Raw genomic sequence first — 15,833 nt, 5'->3', positions numbered from 1 at the left:
GTGCGGACCGGTGGTATGATTGCAAATACCGCGAGCGGGGGCGGCCTCGCCTGTGCCACGCGCCCGCGTCTACTTCGTTTTCAGCAAGCCGTCGCCCTCGAGTTCGTAGAGGCTGGCGAGCACGCCTTCGGTCCACTGGGCGCGGACGCGCAGGCGGCCGGCCAGTGAGACCGGGACGTCCTGCACGGCGGGAAGGCCTTCCTTCCGCATTTTCACCAGCATCCATTCGTTGACCGCGGGCGTGACGCCGAAACAGCAGAGCTGCGAACTGCTCATGAAGAAGAATTCGGTGGCGAAACCGTTTTCCAGTTTTGTCGGCAGCATGAAGCCGGTGAGCACGACTTTTTTGCCATCGAGGCGTTGGATCGACGCCGGCACTTGGGCGAGGATATCGGGCGGGATCGTGCCGGTCGGCAGCGGCTGGATCGGTGCGTTGACGGTGAAGCCGGCGAGCTGGCTGAACGCGATCTTCGCGTAGCCGCCGACGGTCTCGAGCGGGCCGTCGAGGGCGGACAACGGCGGTCCGGGAATCCGAATTACGACCGGCGTTGGGGTTGCGGGCGTCGGCAGATTGGCGCCCGGCAGGGGATTGCCGGCGGAAAGCGGCACGCGGCGCTCCTGGCGGCTGGCGGCGTCGGAGTCGTTGGCAAATAGTTCCGCGCGGGAGTTGTCCGCGCTCGGATCGTGGGCACCGGACGGGCCGCGAGGGCCGCAGCACAGCGAGTGATCGAGCGGACCCTTGCCGAAGGGCGCGGCGTGCAGCGGTCCGGTGAGCGCCGCTACGACCGCGAGCAGCGGCGGGAGGGAGAGGCGGCGGCGTGGCATGCGTCTCACCGTGCGCACGCGCGCTATTTTTTCAACGCGAAGGCGGCGGGGCCGAACTTGCTGCCGCGGATTTCGACGGCGCCGATCTCGCCGTTGAACTCGGCGAACTTCTTCACCCAGTCGGCCTGCGCTTCATACTGCGAGGTGTTGCCGACGGTTTCGCCCGTGACGGAATTGGCGACGGCGAGCAGCGTCAGCGTGCGGCGTTCGCCGCCGGCATAGGCGACCACGCTGATCGACGGCAGTGCGAGGCGGACGAAGTTCTCCGCGTGTCCATCGAGGAAATACACCGTCAGCTTGCCGGCGTCGCCATCGCGCACGAGTTCCGCGTTATAGGCGTGTTCACCGAGTTCAACGAGCAGGCCGCCGTGTGGGGCCTTGTGGGCGTGGCCGCCAGCGTGGGCGGCGTGGTCGTTGGATTTGGAGCATCCGGCGACCACCAGCACGGCGGCGGCCAGCATCATCAGTGCGCGGGTGAGGCTAAGAGGCGTCATGGATGTCCACGTTACGGGTTTGGTTGCCCCCGACAAGCCGTCGCGCGCAAAAGTGCGCCTACGCGGCCATGGTTTCGAGGTAGAGTTTCTCGAGGTCGGTGTGGCTCAGCTCGGCGGCGGTGAGCTCGTGGGCGAGTTTACCGTGGCGCATGATGCCGACGCGGGTGGCGTCTTCCTTGGCGCGGAAGAGGTCGTGCGTGGCCATGAGGATCGCGACGCCGCGCTCGCGCAGTTTCCGCAGGAGCTGGCTGAACTCGTGGCTGGCGCTCGGGTCGAGGCCGCTCGTGGGCTCGTCGAGGAGGAGGGCCTTCGCTTGTTTCGCAAGGGCGATGGCGATGCCGACTTTCTGGCGCATCCCTTTCGAGTAGCCGCTCACGCGTTGGTCGTGTGCGGCCGTTTGCAGGCCGGCGTCGGCGAGGAAGCGGCGCAGCTCGTCGTCGCCGTAGCGGTGGCCGGCGAGTTCAGAAAAATAGGCGAGGTTCTCCACTCCGCTGAAGTAGCCGTAGAGATTCACCTGCTCGGGGATGTAGGCGAGGCGGCGCTTGGTTTCGAGCGGCTGGGCGACGACGTCGAGGCCATCGATGAGCGCGCGGCCGGAGTCGGGCGTGAGGAAGCCAAGGAGGCAGTTGATGGTGGTGGTCTTGCCGGCGCCGTTGGGTCCGAGCAGGGCGAAGAGTTCGCCGGGGGCGATGGTGAGCGTGAGGTTGTCGACGGCGGGCGCGGGTGCGCCGGGGAAGCGTTTGGTGAGATTTTCGGTGGTGAGCACGTTACGATGGGGTCGATCTGCGGAGGACGATGGTGGTAGCCGCGATGAAGCCGAAAGTGAGGCCGAGCAGCGGCCAGCAGGACAAACCGGAAGGCGGCGGCGCGGTGGCGGCACGGAATTGCGGGAAGGCGGCGTAGTCGGCCGGCGAAAGCGTCTGCTCCGCGAAAACCAGCGGATAAAAATACGCGCGCAGCTCGCGGTGAAAGGCGCGCACGCGGTCGAGGTAGGCGAGGTGTGCGTCGAGGTCGGTGCCGGCTTGCTGGTTGAGGAGCAGTTGCGCGTAGACGGTCGGAACGAGCCACGCGAGTCGGGCGGTCACGTCCTGCCGACGGCGTAGATTGCGCTGATACGCGGCGGATTCGGTGGCGACGGCTTCGTCGCCGGTCTGCTGCATGGCATAGTACCATTTCCAGGCGAAGCGTCCCGTGACCGGCGGCGTGCCGCTCCAATCCGGGTTGTGCACGAAAAACTTTTCCATCGTCTCGGCCCGGGGCTTGTCCCACGCGGAGTGGCTCTCCTGGCGCTGGCGCACGGTGAGTTCGAGGCCCTCGCGCACCGGGAATGCGGTCGCGAGGCCGAGATTGAGCAGCGCCGGCAACAGCACGACCGCGGTGATCCAGGCGGTGAGCGCCACGGCGAGGCTGGCGGCCGTGGTGCGCGCGACCGCGGCGACGAGCGCGACGATCCCGGCCCAGGCGGCGAAGTGTGCCCACGCGCCGACGAGCCAGCCAAGGGAGTCGGCGGTGAGCGGCACCACGAGCCACACACACGCGACACCGAACGCGGCGGTGCAGGTCAGCGCGACGGCCAGCGCGCGCACACCGACACGGGCGGCGAGCAACGCGCCCAGCGAGCCACCTTGCGCGGCGACGAGCGGGAATCGTCCGCTGTCGCGCTCGCGCGTGAGGGCGTCGTGTCCGAGCACGAGCAGCGCGAGGGGCGCGAGGGTGCAGAACACGAACGCGAGATCGAAGTGGCCGAGGGACTGCACCGCGGGGTTCCCGAGGTCCGCTTCGTAGAGCTGGCCCTCGAGGCCGAGGAGGCGGATCCAGGTGACGTTCGGGACGAGGTCGCGCACGCCGGCGGCGAGGCCGGCGAGGGGCGTCATCGCATGGTGCGTGGGGAAGAACGTGGAGTAGGCGACGTAGCCCGCTTCTCCGGTGGGCGTGAACTGCTTCGCGACACCTGCCATCTGCGCGGCGTAGTGCTCCGGCAGCCGGGCGATCTCTGCGTGGTGGCGCGCGAGCCGGCGGTCACCGACCCAGCTCGCCAGCAGGGAGGCCGCGAGGAGTGCGCCGCACACGAGCCACGCCTGACGGTCGCGGGCCAGGTGGCGGATTTCCCAGCGGCAGAGGCGCAGGATTGGTCTCATGCGGAGAATGTCCTTCGGCGGGCGAGCGCGACGAGGGGCAGCGCGGCCCAGAGCCCAAGCGTGAGCCAAACGAATCCGGTGCCGGCCAGGGCGTCGCGCAGCGGGGGCGGGGCGGAACGAAAATCGGCAAAGGCCTTCCAACGCGCGGCGGGAAGTTTCTGGTCGCGATCATGCTGCGCGCGCACTTCGTCGCGGTGCAGGGCGTTGAGCTGTTGCACGAATTGGTAGCGATAGGCCTCGGCCTCGCGTTGAAATCGGAGCTGCGCGCGCAAATCCGTGCCGGCAGCGGCGGCGGACAGGGCGCGGACAGCCAGGAACGGTGCGGCCACGGAGGCGCGGTTCAACCCGGCGGCCTGCGCCTCCATCGTGGCGCCGAGGGCCGCGAAGTGGCGGGCAAACGTCTCGGCGCTCAATTCCTCGCCGCGGGCCATCACGATGGCGCCGTAGTTCACCGGCAGATCCTCGACGCGCTGCACGCCGTAGCGCGCCAGGGTCTCGGCGCGGAAGCGGGCGAAGTGCGGATCGTTGGGATCATGGGAGTCGCCGTGTTGTTTGGTGTCGGCCGTGACGGCCGCGGCGAAACTGCTTTTGTCGGGAAGCGGATAACCCATTTCGGCGACGACGGCGGCAAGCCGCGGCACGATCACCACGCCGAGCAGCCAGAGCGAGACGAGGGCGGCGCACGCGCGCGGGGCCGTCCGAGATCGAGCGGAAATCCACCCGGTCAAGCCCAGCCACGCGACCGTGTGCAACGCAAGCGCCAGGCCGATCACACCCACCCGGGCGAGGGCGTCCGCATCGGCGCGAAACGCCGGATCGGTCAATGCCACGGCGAGCGTGGCGACGAGTCCTAGCCCGAGGAACGGTGCGGTGGCCGCGGCGAGCCCGGCAAGTTTGCCGAGCGCGAGCGTGCGCGCGGAGATGCCCTGAGCCGCGAGCAAGCGGAAGCGGCCGGACTCGAGTTCCTCCACAAACATCCGGCAGCCGAGGATGATGACGACGAGCGGCAGCATCGTCTGCAGCACAAACGCGAGCGAGAGCTCGCCGAGCCGGGAAGCCGAGGAGAGTTCGCCGGCGGCGGGGAAGCTGGCGGCGTTCTGGCGGTGGGCTTCGAGATACTGCACGCGGCCGGTGAAACTTTCCACGCCGGGATCGAAGGCGGCGAGCGGCCCCGGCGGCTTGAACGCAAACGTGCCGTAGTGTGCGACGCGGTGGGGGTGGCGATCGGGCTGGCCCTCCCACTGCGCGCGCACGAGCTGCTGGTAGGTGTGTTGCTGTGCGCGCTCGCTCACCTGACGCGTGCGATTGAGCACGGCGGCGGTGACGATGAGCGCGGCAAACCCACCGAGCAGGAGCCGGAAGCCGCGGCGTCGCAGGTGCAGCCGCCATTCGGCGCGGGCGATGACGAGGAGAGCGGACACGTCGAGAGTTGAGCGCTGGGAGTTGAGAGAACGGAACCGTGGCGGATCGGAGACCCGCCCGGCTTTAGAACTCGAAGCTCACGCTGCCGAGGAAGCCCCGCGCATCGGCGGGAGAGTGCAGGGTCTGCGCGCCGTCGTGCCACACGTATTCGGAGTAGCGGTCGAACACGTTCTTCATGCTGAGGCCTACGACCGCTTTCTTGTAGCGGTAGCGGAGATCGACGTGGGTCGTGGCGGCGCTGCCCCAGCGGCCGAGGTTGTTCGCGGTGGTGAGTTGGTAGGAGCCCTGTGCGAGCAGCGAGACGGACGCGGTGAAGGCGGGCGTGACGTTCCAATCGGCACCGGCCTTGGCGTGGTAGTCCGGGATGTGGTCGATTTTTTTGCCGCGGAGGGCGGCGTCGGCGGGGCGGAGGCCTGGGTTGGTGAGTTTGCCGGACTGCACGGTGTAGGAGGCCCAGAGGTTGACCGCTGCGGAGGCGCGCCACGCGAGTTCGAGGTCGACGCCGTCGCGGCGGGTTTCGCCGATGTTTTCGGAGTCGCCGGAGTTGTCGGGCTTCAGGCGGATTTCGTCGGTGGCGGTCTGGCGCCAGAGCGCGAGGCGGGCGGTGAGCGCGCGGGTGGGCGTGAAGCGGAGGCCGAGTTCGTAGCCGTCGTTTCTGGACGCATCGAGGGGCTTGGCGGAGTAGGCGGCGGCACCGCCACCGAACTGAAACGCGCGGCCGAAGCTGGCGTAGAACTGGGTGGAGGCGTGGGGCTGGTAGGCGGCGCTGAGCTTGGGCTGCCAGATGGTGTCGGCGGTGAGGATCGGCGTGCGGGCGTTGTTCACGCGGTTGAGCAACTCGCCGTCGAAGCGGTCGGCGCGGAGGGCGCCGGTGATGCGGAATTGGCTGGTGGGGCGGAGCTCGGCACCGAGGAAGAGGCCGGTGTTGTCGAGCGTGTAGTTGTGATTGCGCGTGGTGGCGGTGCGAACGCGGGCGGCGGTGGCGTAGCGTTGGTTGTCGGCATCCTGACGGTGAAGTTCCGCGCCGGCATCGACGATGAGCGGGAAGCCGAGATCGGTGGAACGCCACTGCGTGGTGAACGTGGCACCGGAGTGGAGCTCGTTTTCGAGGCGCTCCTGTTGCGCGCCGGCGGCGGTGAAACGCACGTAACGGTGGCGCTCGACGTCGTGACGATAGACCTTGGCGGAGGCGGTCACGGCGGGCCCGAGCTGGGCGTCGCCGTGAAGGGAGAACTGGAGGTTATCCTGCGTGCCGCCGTCGGTGGACGAGTAGGCGGGCGAGGCGGTGGGCGTGCGGCGGGAGTCGGCGTAAGAGAGGTAGCCGGGGCCGTCGCCATCGAAGTGGTGATAGCGGGCGCTGAGACCGAGCCGCCACCGCTCCGCGTCGCCGGTGACGGCCCATTTGCCCGCGAAGGAGTGCTTGTCGAGGGTCGAGTGATCGCGGTAGCCGTCGCTGTGGCGGTAGCCGGCGAAGTACGTCTGCGAGAAATTTCCGGAGCGGTAGCCGGCGAGGGCCTGACCTTCCTGGACGCCGAAGGAGCCGGCCATGACTTTCAGTTTCTGGCCCGTGAAGGATTGGAAGGTGTGAACGTTGACGGAACCCGCGACGGCGTTGAGGCCGTAGCGGGGATCGGCGGTGCCCTTGACGACTTCGATGCGTTCGATCTCCAGCGGGAAGAGGGGGCCGAGATCGTTGTAACCGTTGTTCAGATTGTGCGGGATTCCGTCCACGAGCAGGCGCAGGTGGGGACTGGAGCCCTCGCCGTTGTACCCGCGCAGAGAGACGTCGGCGGTGATGACGCCCTGGTTGAAATCCGTGAGCGTGACGCCGGGGATTTTGCCGAGGAGCTCAAGGGTGTAGTCGGTGCTCTCGTTTTCAAGTTGGTCGGCACCGACGACGGTGACGGACGTGAGGAGATCGGTGGATCTCGCGCCAATCTTGGCGGCAGCGACCTCGTAGCGACCGAGGGTGATGTAGGTGCCTTCGGGCGCGGTGGCACCACGCGGTCCACCGGCAGGAAGGGTGGTCTGCGCTGGGGCGGCAGGCGGAAGGAGCAGGGCGGCAAGCAGGACGAAGCGAGAAGAGAGCGGAAGGTGTGAAGACATGACTGGTCTGAGGATCGAGTTGAAGGGCGCGCCTCCGGCGGGGGCCGGGGAACGGGAGCAGCGCCGCACCGCGCAGGGTGCGAACGCAGGCTTACAACTGACTCAGACGAGCGGCGGGCCGCAGCCCGGCGGAAGCAGAAACTCCGGAGCGGGCGCTGCGAAAACCAGCGAAGGTGCCACCCGCGTGAGCGGGATGAAAGCAATGGCCGGGAGGATCAGCGGGTCGACGCCGGTGTCGGCATGTCCGTGGGCAAACGCCGAGACTATGCAGTCGTGGTCTGGGGACGTGGCCGGGGCGTGGGCGGAGTCTCCCGCCGAGTGGTGGGTGCACTTTCCGCCGTGCACGATCGAGCTCGCATCCCCCGATGCATGCAGTGCAGCGTGCAGGTCGGGACGGACCGCCAGGACGTTCAACATCAGCACCAACGCCACGCCGAGCAGCGCCGTGAAGCGGCGCACTCGCAGGGAGGAGGTGGAGTTGAAGAAAATCATCGCTGGAGCGCAGGAGCAGTTCGGATGCCGGCCACCATAACAGACGCGTCAAGCGGCACGCGCACCGCCACGGCCGCTACCTGCAAACGGAGCTATGGGCCGATCGATTTGAGCTGCCACTCCTGCCAGCGTTCGAAGCCCGCATAAAGCGGAAGTGAGGCGGTCGCCGGGAGTGCGCGATCCACCGTGAGCTCGAAGCGGTCGAACACCTGCGCGGCCACCGCGGGCGTCAGCGGAAACGGCGGCCCGTCGGGATCGACGCCGTAGTAGAAAATGCCTGCGATCCGACCGCCGGGCCGGAGCAAACGCGCGCAACGACGGGCGTAGTCGGGCCAGCGCGCGGGCGGGAGCGAACAGAGAAACGTGCGCTCGTAGATCATTTCGTAGGGCCCGCCGGAATCGCCGGCGAAGAAATCGGCTTCGCGCACGAGCGGGGCCAGCGGACCGAGCAGCTGGCGCGCCCGCTCGACGGCGGCCGGGGAAAAGTCGATGGCCCGCGGGCGCCAGCCGTGTTCGTGAAACGCCTGCACTTCGTAACCGGAGCCACAGCCGGGTATGAGCACGTCCCCCGTGGCCGCGGTGCGCCGCAGGTAGTCCACGAGCGCGGGCGGCACGCCCTGAAGATCCCAGGGCATCCGACCGGCGCGGTAGCGCTGTTCCCAGAAGTCGGGCTGCGTGCATTCCATAAAGGTGGCGGCGGTTAGGGTTCGAGGGTGTCGCCCGAGCGGTGCGCCATGCGGTAGAGCGCGGGCAGCACGACGAGCGTGAGGAGCGTGGAGCTGATGATGCCCCCGATGACCACGGTGGCGAGCGGTCGTTGCACCTCGGCACCGGCCCCGCTGGCGAGCGCCATCGGCACGAAGCCGAGGCTGGCCACGAGTGCGGTCATCAGCACCGGTCGCAGCCGGGTGAGGCAGCCTTCCTCGACGGCGTCGTCGATGGGGCGCCCTTCGGCCCGCAGGTGGCGGATGGTGGAGATCATCACGAGGCCGTTCAGCACGGCCACGCCGGACAGCGCGATGAAGCCGATGCCGGCCGAGATCGAGAGCGGGATGTCGCGTATCCAAAGTGCGGCCACGCCACCGGTCAGCGCGAGCGGCACGCCGGTGAAGACCAGCAGCGCGTCCTTCGCGTTGCCGAAGCTCATGAAGAGCAGGCCGACGATGAGCGCCAGAGCGACGGGCACCACGATCTGCAGGCGGTTCGTCGCGGAGATCAGCTGCTCGAACGTGCCGCCGAATTCCAGCCAGTAGCCGGCGGGGACTTTCACCGCGGTGACGATCCGCTGGCGGGCCTCGGCCACGAATCCACCGAGGTCGCGACCGCGGACGTTGGCGGTGACGACGACGCGCCGTTTGCCGTTTTCGCGACTGATCTGATTCGGGCCGGGCGCGATTTCAATCGTCGCCACCTCGCGCAGCGGAATGAACGCCATCGGCGGCCGCGCCGGGGCGAAGTGGCCGTCGGTGCGGGCAATGACCGGCAGCAAGCGCGCCTCCTCGGCCTCGAGCTTCGGCAGCGGCACGGGCAGATTGCCCAGTGCCACGAGATCGGTGCGAAGCGTCTCGGGCAGGCGCACGACGAGATCGAAGCGTCGGTCGCCCTCGAACACCTGGCCGACGGTCGTGCCGCCGAGGGCCGTGGCGACGACCTGCTGCACGTCGTCCACCGCGAGCCCGTAACGGGCGATCGCCTCGCGATTGAGGTGCACGGTGAGGAGCGGCAGGCCGGTGGTCTGCTCGACCTTCACGTCGGCGGCGCCGGTGATTCTCCCGAGCACCGCTTCGATTTCGCCGGCGGTCCGGTTCATCACGTCGAGATTGTCCCCGTAGACTTTCACGGCGACGTCGGACCGGACGCCGGAGATGAGTTCGTTGAAACGCATCTGGATGGGCTGGGTGTATTCGTAGTTGTTGCCCGGAATTTTGGCCGTCGCCGCCTCCATCGCCGCGACGAGGTCGGCCTTGCTGCGCGCGGGATCGGGCCAGGTGCGGCGCGGCTTCAGCATCACGTACGTGTCCGCGACGCTGGGCGGCATCGGGTCGGTCGCGACTTCCGCGGTGCCGATCTTGGAGAAGACTTTGTCCACTTCCGGGAAAGCGCGCAGGGTGTCCTCGACGGCCTCCTGCATCTTGATCGCCTGGGTAAGGCTCGTGCCCGGGATGCGCAGCGCGTGCAGCGCGATGTCGCCTTCGTCGAGGTTCGGGATGAACTCGGTGCCCAGCTTCGAGGCGGCGAAGCCGGCGAGCGCGATTAACACCACGGCGGCGGTGGCCGCGGCCGGACGCACCGACATGACAAAGCGAAGGACGGGGCGGTAGAGCGATTTGGCACCGCGGATGGCGAGGTTGTCCTTTTCCGAGACTTTGCCGGTGACGAAGAGCGCCACGGCCGCGGGGACAAATGTGATCGACAGCACCATCGCTGCGAGCAGCGCGATCACCACGGTGAATGCCATCGGGTGAAACATCTTCCCCTCGACGCCGGTGAGCGCGAAGATGGGGATGTACACCACGGTGATGATGAACACGCCGAAGATCGACGGCTTGATGACCTCGGCGGTCGCGGTGGCGGCAAGATGGAAACGTTCCGGCTTCGTCAGGAGCCGCCCGAGCCGGTGCTGATCCTGGCCGAAGCGGCGCAGGCAGTTTTCGATGATGATGACCGCGCCGTCGACGATGAGGCCGAAGTCGAGCGCACCGAGGCTCATCAGGTTTCCGGATACGCGGTTGGTCACCATGCCGGTGATCGTGGCCAGCATCGCGAGCGGAATGACGGCCGCGGTGATGAGCGCGGCGCGGAGGTTGCCCAGCAGGAGGAGCAGGATTGCGATCACGAGGATCGCGCCTTCCACGAGATTCGTCCGCACGGTGGCGATGGTGCGATCCACGAGGGCGGTGCGGTCGTAGACGGCCTTGGCCGCCACGCCGTCGGGGAGGCTGCGGTTGACGTCGACGAGTCGGGCCGCGACGCGGGTGGAGACGTCGCGCGAGTTTTCGCCGATGAGCATGAACACGGTGCCGAGCACGACTTCGCGGCCGTTCTCGGTGGCGGCACCGGTGCGCAGTTCCTCGCCGAGGATCACGCTGGCGACATCGCGCACGCGCACGGGCTGCCCGCCGCGGCGGGCGACGACGATGGCTTCGATCTCGGGGATGTTGTTCACTTGGCCGGGCACGCGGATGAGATACTGTTCGCCAAAGCGCTCGATGTAGCCGGCACCCACGTTGGCGTTGTTGCGGGCGAGGGCGTCCATGACATCGCGCAGCGTCAGGCCGTAGCCGAGCAATCGGTCGGGGTGCGGGTTGACGTGAAACTGCTTCACGAATCCGCCGATGGTGTTGACCTCGGTCACGCCCTTGAGATTGCGCAGCTGCGGGCGCACGACCCAGTCCTGCAGCTCCCGCAGGTCGGTGGGCGTGTAGACCGTGCCGTCGGGCTTCCTCGCGCCGGCGTCGGGTTCGACGGTGAACATGAAAATCTCGCCGAGTCCGGTCGAGATGGGACCCATCGACGGCTCGACGCCGGGCGGCAGCTGCGACTTCACCTCCTGGAGCCGCTCGTTGATGAGCTGGCGGGCGAAGTAAATGTCAGTGCCGTCCTTGAACACCACCGTGACCTGCGAAAGCCCGTAGCGCGACAGCGAGCGCGTCGCGTCGAGCATCGGCAGTCCGGCCATCGCGGTCTCGACGGGAAAGGTGACGCGCTGCTCCACCTCGAGCGGCGAGAAGCCGGGCGCCTCGGTGTTGATCTGCACCTGGACGTTGGTGATGTCCGGCACTGCGTCGATGGGCAGACGTTGAAAATTGAATACACCGAGGGCGCACATCCCGAGCGTGACAATCAGGACGAGCCAGCGCTGGCGGATGGAGAAATGGATGAGGGATTCGAGCATGACGGGGAGGGGCCGGTGCGGGCGGGAGGCCTGCGGCGCTGGATTAGTGGTCGTGCGAGGCGCCGGCCTTCCCGATGTCGGCCTTGATGAGGAAACTGTTCTCGACGACGTAGCGTTCGCCGGCGGCGAGGCCCTTCACCACTTCGACGTAATCGCCGCTGCGGCGGCCGAGCTGCAGCGGCCGCGCTTGGTAGACGTCGCCGTGCTGCGAGAACACCACGGTGAAATCGAAGAGCGTCTGCACGGCGGAGGCTTTGACCGCGACCGGCACGCTCGTCTCGGCGAGCGTGATGTCCGCCTTCACGAACAGCCCGGCGTGCCAGCGATGATCGGCGTTCGGCACCACGACCCGGGCGGCCAGGGTCTGTGCTTCCGCGGAGGCCGTCGGGGCGATCCAGCTGATCGTCCCTTTTACCGCCGCGCCGCCGTCGTCGGCCTCGATGGTCACCGCCTGCCCGAGGCGAACGCGACCGTGATCGCGTTTCGGCACGTTGAGGTCGACCCAGACGTCGGCGAGATCGGCGATCAGATACAGCGTGGCGCCGTCGGCGACGGTCTCACCGGCATTGACGTCGCGATACACAATCACGCCGGCGACCGGTGCCTTCACCTCGAGCGCGACGAGCGACTGGTTGCTCTCGACGATGGCGACGACTTCGCCGGCCGTGACGGTGTCGCCGATCGCCTTGCGGGCTTCGCGGACGATCCCGCCGAAGCGCGGCACGGCGCGGCCGATGCGATTGGCGTTCAACTTCACCTGGCCGTAAACGGGAAGCGACTCCGTCAGGATCGCCGGGCCGGCGGTATCCGTCGTCACGCCGGATCGAAGCGCCGTCTCGGCGGTGAGCTTCACCTGCATTTCCGGCGCGGCAAATTCCCAGAGGTGAGAGCGGCCCGCGTGCTCGGCATAAACGGAATAGTCGAACGAGTGGGGCTCGCCGACGGTGGCGTGACCGCGCAGGTAGTCGTTCTCCGGCTTGAAGGTGAACGCCTCGGTGGCGCCGCCGGGACGCTTGAGGTCGACGGTGAGCTTCACCTCGGCGGGCGCGACGGGCTTGCCGGCCTTGCTGAACCAGGCGCGGAACTCGGGCGGGGTGCCCCGCTCGAAAATCGCCAGTTCAACCGAGAAATCGCCGTCCACCAGGACGCGGCCGCCATGCGGACCTTTCTCGACGGCGGCTTCAGCGTGGTCGTCGTGACCATGATGATCGTGACCGCCCGCGCCGGCGGCCGCACCCGGTCGCTGGTGAAGGATGAAGGCGGTGCCGCCACCGAGGGCGAGGATGGCGAGAAGCGTGACAGACAGTTTCCAATTCATGGCGAGTGGGAAGGGGTGGAAAATTCAGGGCTGGCGGATGAGCGCCGTGACCGCGGGGTAGGTGGAGTCGGTCAGCGCCTCGAGGCGCGCGAGCGCCGCCACGTAGTCGGCGTCGGCCGCGAGCAGTTCGCGGCGGAGCGCGACGAGCGCGCGCTGGGCATCGAGCACGTCGATGAGCGGAATCGAACCGGACTCGTAGGCGCGGCGCACCGCGGCGTGGGCGTCCTCGGTGGCGGGCAGGGCGTCGCGGCGCAGCTTCTGCGCGAGCGTATGGGCGGCGACGAGGTCCTGCCACGCGGCTGTGAACGCGGCGTTCAGTTCGGCCTCGATCGCGCGCACCGCATGTTCCGCGCCTGCGACCGTTTCGCGGGCCGCGCGGATGTTGCCCTGATTCCGGTTGCGCACGGGCAGCGGCACGGAAACGCCCGCGACGAACGCGGCGTCGGTGCCTTCCCGGAGGAAACGGATTCCGCCGCTCGCCGTGACGTCCTGCGCCGCCTGCGCCTGCTCGAGTTCGAGCGCGGCGCGGCGGCTGGCAATGACGGCGGCTTGCAGATCGAGGCGCGGATGGACGGCGAGGCGGGCGCGCAACGCGGCCTCGGCCGGCAGGGCATCTGGAGTGCGCAGGGTGCCCGCTGCGGTGACAACGTCGGCGAGCGTGCCGCTCCACGTGGACGCAAGCGCGGCGCGGGCGGAAATCAGCGCAGCCTCGGCGCGGGCAAACTCCGCCTCGGCGGTGACGAGGGCAACGCGGGCGCGGGCGGACTCCACCTGGGAAGCGGCACCGGCGCGGAGCCGCGCGTCGATCACCGTGATTGTCTCGCGGGCGAGGCGCAGCGGCTCGGCGGCGAGGGCGAGGCGTTGCTGCGCGGCGAGCAGGGCAATGTGGGCGCTGGCAGCAGACGCGAGGACCTCGGTGCGGCGCACGGCAAGTTCGCGCGTCGCGGTGTCGCGTTCGCGGTTCGCGAACGCGACGCGCTTCTCGCGTTTGCCGCCCCGCTCGAAGGTCTGACTGCCCTGTACTGTGGCCTCGAGGCTGCGCACGCCCTGCACGCGGCCCGTGCCGTGAACGTTCTCGACCGACGCCTCGAGCGTGGGATTCGGGCGGAGGCCGGCCTGCTCGATCCGACCCTCGGCGGCGCGGGCCTCGTACGACTGGGCGGTCAGCGCGGGATGACGTTCCGCGACGAGCGACAAGGTCTGCGCCAGCGTCTGCGGCGAGGCTTCAGGCGGGGGCGTCTGGCCCCGGGAAGCGAGCGCGAGGAGAGCGAAAAGGGAGCCGCGCAGGGCGGCGAAACGAACGGATCTCATGACGGAAAACGGAAGGGGGAGAATGCGCCGATGCGACGAAGCAAGGCAGTGGGACGCGCGCAGGCGTCGCCACGAAAGCACTACGACCTGTCAGTCCGCGCAGGGACCGATCAGGATCAACGCAACGACGGCGCGCGTGGGGAGGGCGCGGCGCGGGACACGAAGACCCACGTTCGCACGACTTCAGGTGGCGCCGAATCGGCCTCTACAATTCCCTCCAACGGAGGCGGAGAAACATCGGGCGCGGGCCAGGCCAGCGCCACATCAAGCAGGCAGGCGTGCAGCACCGGGGCCGATGCCGCGATCACCGTCGACGACGGCGAGGTGAACTCACCCTCGGCCACGCCGCACGAATCACCTTCGCAGGATTCCGGGGAGGCGGCTGCGGACGCATGATCGTCATCGCAGCACCCGGCGCCGAAAAGCACGCCGGCGGCCTCGAGGCGGCAGTGCAGCAATGCCGGCAGCCAGAGGGCCAGCAGGAGGATTGCTGCGATGCGTCGCGCCGAGTTCACGCGGCGACTCATTGTGCCGTGGCAGGGGTTGTCAACCTCAGGGCGCGACGATGACGCTGATATTACCGGCGTTTCACTTTGCGGGCGGCCGCACCGCGTTCGCCATCGCCGCGTGACCTTCGCCGCCGGCCCGGAGCAGCCCGGCGGCGACGCCCGCGCGATCGGCCGCGGGGCGGTTCTGCGAGACTTTCCACTTTCCGGCCAGGCGCGTGATGGGAATCTCGATACCGACGATCGCGGCGAGCTGCTTCTCCAGGTAGTCGGCGGGGGCGTCGGTCATCTGCCACGGCTTGGGCTGCGTTGACTCGTGGCGTTGCACGAGCCGACCGACCTGCGCGCGCAGCCACTCGCGATCGTCCCGCACCACCAGCCGGCCGTGGGTGTGCACGACGCAATAGTTCCAAGTCGGGACAACCTTGCCGTCGGCAGGCTTGGACTCCACGTACCACGTCGGCGTGATGTAGGCCTGAGGTCCCTGGAAAATCACAAGCACATCGACGTCGCGCGCGAAGTCCCGCCACACCGCGTTCGCGCGGGCGACGTGGGCGCGCAGCGTGCCGAACGGCCCGTCCTCGGGCGCAACGGCGAGTTCGAAGGGGATGTGATTCGCATCGAGGCCGTTTGAGCCAAGCGTCACCAACGCGCCCAGCGGATGTGACGTGATGAGACCGTGCAGCACGTCGCGGCGCGTCTCTTCAAAGTGGGCGGGCGTGTACATGCCATGCCGATAAGGCGCGGGTCGGGTCGGTTCAATCCTCCGGTGCGCGGAAAACAGTCGCATCCGGCTGCGGTTTGAAAACGAATAGCTCATCGTATGCGCGTTTTGTTTCGCAGCCCGTCTCCGCGGTGGCCGTTCTGGCTCCTGCTCGTGGCGTGGGGGTGTGCGAATAGCCCGCAGGTGGCGCTGTACACCGTCCTGACGTGGGCGGCGGAAGCCCGCACATTTTCGCACCAGCAACGCCTGACGGCGGACGTGGCGCACGTGCTCGCGGGTGAACGCGCGCCGGGGATCCTGGCGCAGGCACAGGCCGAGCTGCCGGTGCGACCGCCGCAGCCGGCGATTCCGGCGGAGGCCGTGCTGAAGAAATTTCCGCTGTCGGTTGAGCGTGTCGCCGAGCTGCTGCCGCCCGTGTTGCGGGCAGGCTGGCCGCGGGCACCGGTGTTTGTTTTTGCGGATACGTTACGCGCGCCGCCGCCGCATGGGCCGCCGCGTGCCGGGCGGGTTTGATTCATTTCAGGAGCGTGGCTGGACCACGCCCGCGGGCGCGTTGCGAGACGCGACCCTGCCATGAATGAGTGCGGGCGGGACGCCCGCGC

Annotated in this window: 14 protein-coding genes; 1 reads left to right on the top strand and 13 read right to left on the bottom strand. The window is 68.4% G+C overall.

Features of this window, described 5'->3' with window-relative positions; genetic code table 11:
* Positions 1 to 69: 69 nt before the first annotated feature.
* The 13 genes from ACLJEU_RS22575 to ACLJEU_RS22515 all read right to left on the bottom strand — a co-directional run bounded on the left by ACLJEU_RS22575 (position 70) and on the right by ACLJEU_RS22515 (position 15,234).
* Positions 70 to 825, bottom strand: coding sequence for a DUF3299 domain-containing protein (locus ACLJEU_RS22575; RefSeq protein WP_414662801.1), 756 nt, complete (start codon positions 823 to 825; stop codon positions 70 to 72).
* Between the two features lie 23 nt (positions 826 to 848).
* A complete protein-coding gene (locus tag ACLJEU_RS22570) occupies positions 849 to 1,319 on the bottom strand; it encodes a hypothetical protein (RefSeq protein WP_414662800.1) in 471 nt (156 codons plus the stop codon).
* A 58-nt stretch (positions 1,320 to 1,377) separates the two neighbouring features.
* Positions 1,378 to 2,085, bottom strand: a complete 708-nt coding sequence (locus tag ACLJEU_RS22565) for an ABC transporter ATP-binding protein (protein ID WP_414662799.1) — start codon at positions 2,083 to 2,085, stop codon at positions 1,378 to 1,380.
* 1 nt (position 2,086) lies between these two features.
* A complete protein-coding gene (locus ACLJEU_RS22560; protein WP_414662798.1) occupies positions 2,087 to 3,457 on the bottom strand; it encodes a DUF3526 domain-containing protein in 1,371 nt (456 codons plus the stop codon).
* A complete protein-coding gene (locus tag ACLJEU_RS22555) occupies positions 3,454 to 4,878 on the bottom strand; it encodes a DUF3526 domain-containing protein (protein WP_414662797.1) in 1,425 nt (474 codons plus the stop codon). The genes ACLJEU_RS22560 and ACLJEU_RS22555 overlap by 4 nt, the downstream gene beginning before the upstream one ends.
* Before the next feature lie 64 nt (positions 4,879 to 4,942).
* Entirely contained in the window at positions 4,943 to 6,985 is a 2,043-nt protein-coding gene (locus ACLJEU_RS22550; protein WP_414662796.1) for a TonB-dependent receptor, read from the bottom strand.
* Positions 6,986 to 7,087: 102 nt separating this feature from the next.
* Positions 7,088 to 7,477, bottom strand: coding sequence for a hypothetical protein (locus ACLJEU_RS22545; RefSeq protein WP_414662795.1), 390 nt, complete (start codon positions 7,475 to 7,477; stop codon positions 7,088 to 7,090).
* 92 nt (positions 7,478 to 7,569) lie between these two features.
* Positions 7,570 to 8,163, bottom strand: a complete 594-nt coding sequence (locus ACLJEU_RS22540; RefSeq protein ID WP_414662794.1) for a methyltransferase — start codon at positions 8,161 to 8,163, stop codon at positions 7,570 to 7,572.
* A 14-nt stretch (positions 8,164 to 8,177) separates the two neighbouring features.
* Entirely contained in the window at positions 8,178 to 11,372 is a 3,195-nt protein-coding gene (locus tag ACLJEU_RS22535) for an efflux RND transporter permease subunit (RefSeq protein WP_414662793.1), read from the bottom strand.
* Between the two features lie 43 nt (positions 11,373 to 11,415).
* Entirely contained in the window at positions 11,416 to 12,690 is a 1,275-nt protein-coding gene (locus tag ACLJEU_RS22530; protein WP_414662792.1) for an efflux RND transporter periplasmic adaptor subunit, read from the bottom strand.
* A 24-nt stretch (positions 12,691 to 12,714) separates the two neighbouring features.
* Complete coding sequence (locus tag ACLJEU_RS22525) at positions 12,715 to 14,001, bottom strand: TolC family protein (protein WP_414662791.1); 1,287 nt, start codon at positions 13,999 to 14,001, stop codon at positions 12,715 to 12,717.
* A gap of 116 nt (positions 14,002 to 14,117) precedes the next feature.
* Positions 14,118 to 14,528, bottom strand: coding sequence for a hypothetical protein (locus tag ACLJEU_RS22520; protein WP_414662790.1), 411 nt, complete (start codon positions 14,526 to 14,528; stop codon positions 14,118 to 14,120).
* A 61-nt stretch (positions 14,529 to 14,589) separates the two neighbouring features.
* On the bottom strand, positions 14,590 to 15,234 hold the full coding sequence (locus tag ACLJEU_RS22515) for an FMN-binding negative transcriptional regulator (RefSeq protein WP_414662789.1): 645 nt from the start codon (positions 15,232 to 15,234) through the stop codon (positions 14,590 to 14,592).
* Between the two features lie 96 nt (positions 15,235 to 15,330).
* Here ACLJEU_RS22515 and ACLJEU_RS22510 point away from each other — a divergent pair, with 96 nt between their 5' ends.
* Entirely contained in the window at positions 15,331 to 15,744 is a 414-nt protein-coding gene (locus ACLJEU_RS22510) for a hypothetical protein (RefSeq protein ID WP_414662788.1), read from the top strand.
* The last annotated feature ends 89 nt before the right edge of the window (positions 15,745 to 15,833 follow it).

It is taken from the genome of Terrisphaera buseokensis, assembly GCF_047521145.2.
Classification (GTDB): domain Bacteria; phylum Verrucomicrobiota; class Verrucomicrobiia; order Opitutales; family Opitutaceae; genus ER46.
This window is presented reverse-complemented; position numbering and strand designations above follow the sequence as displayed.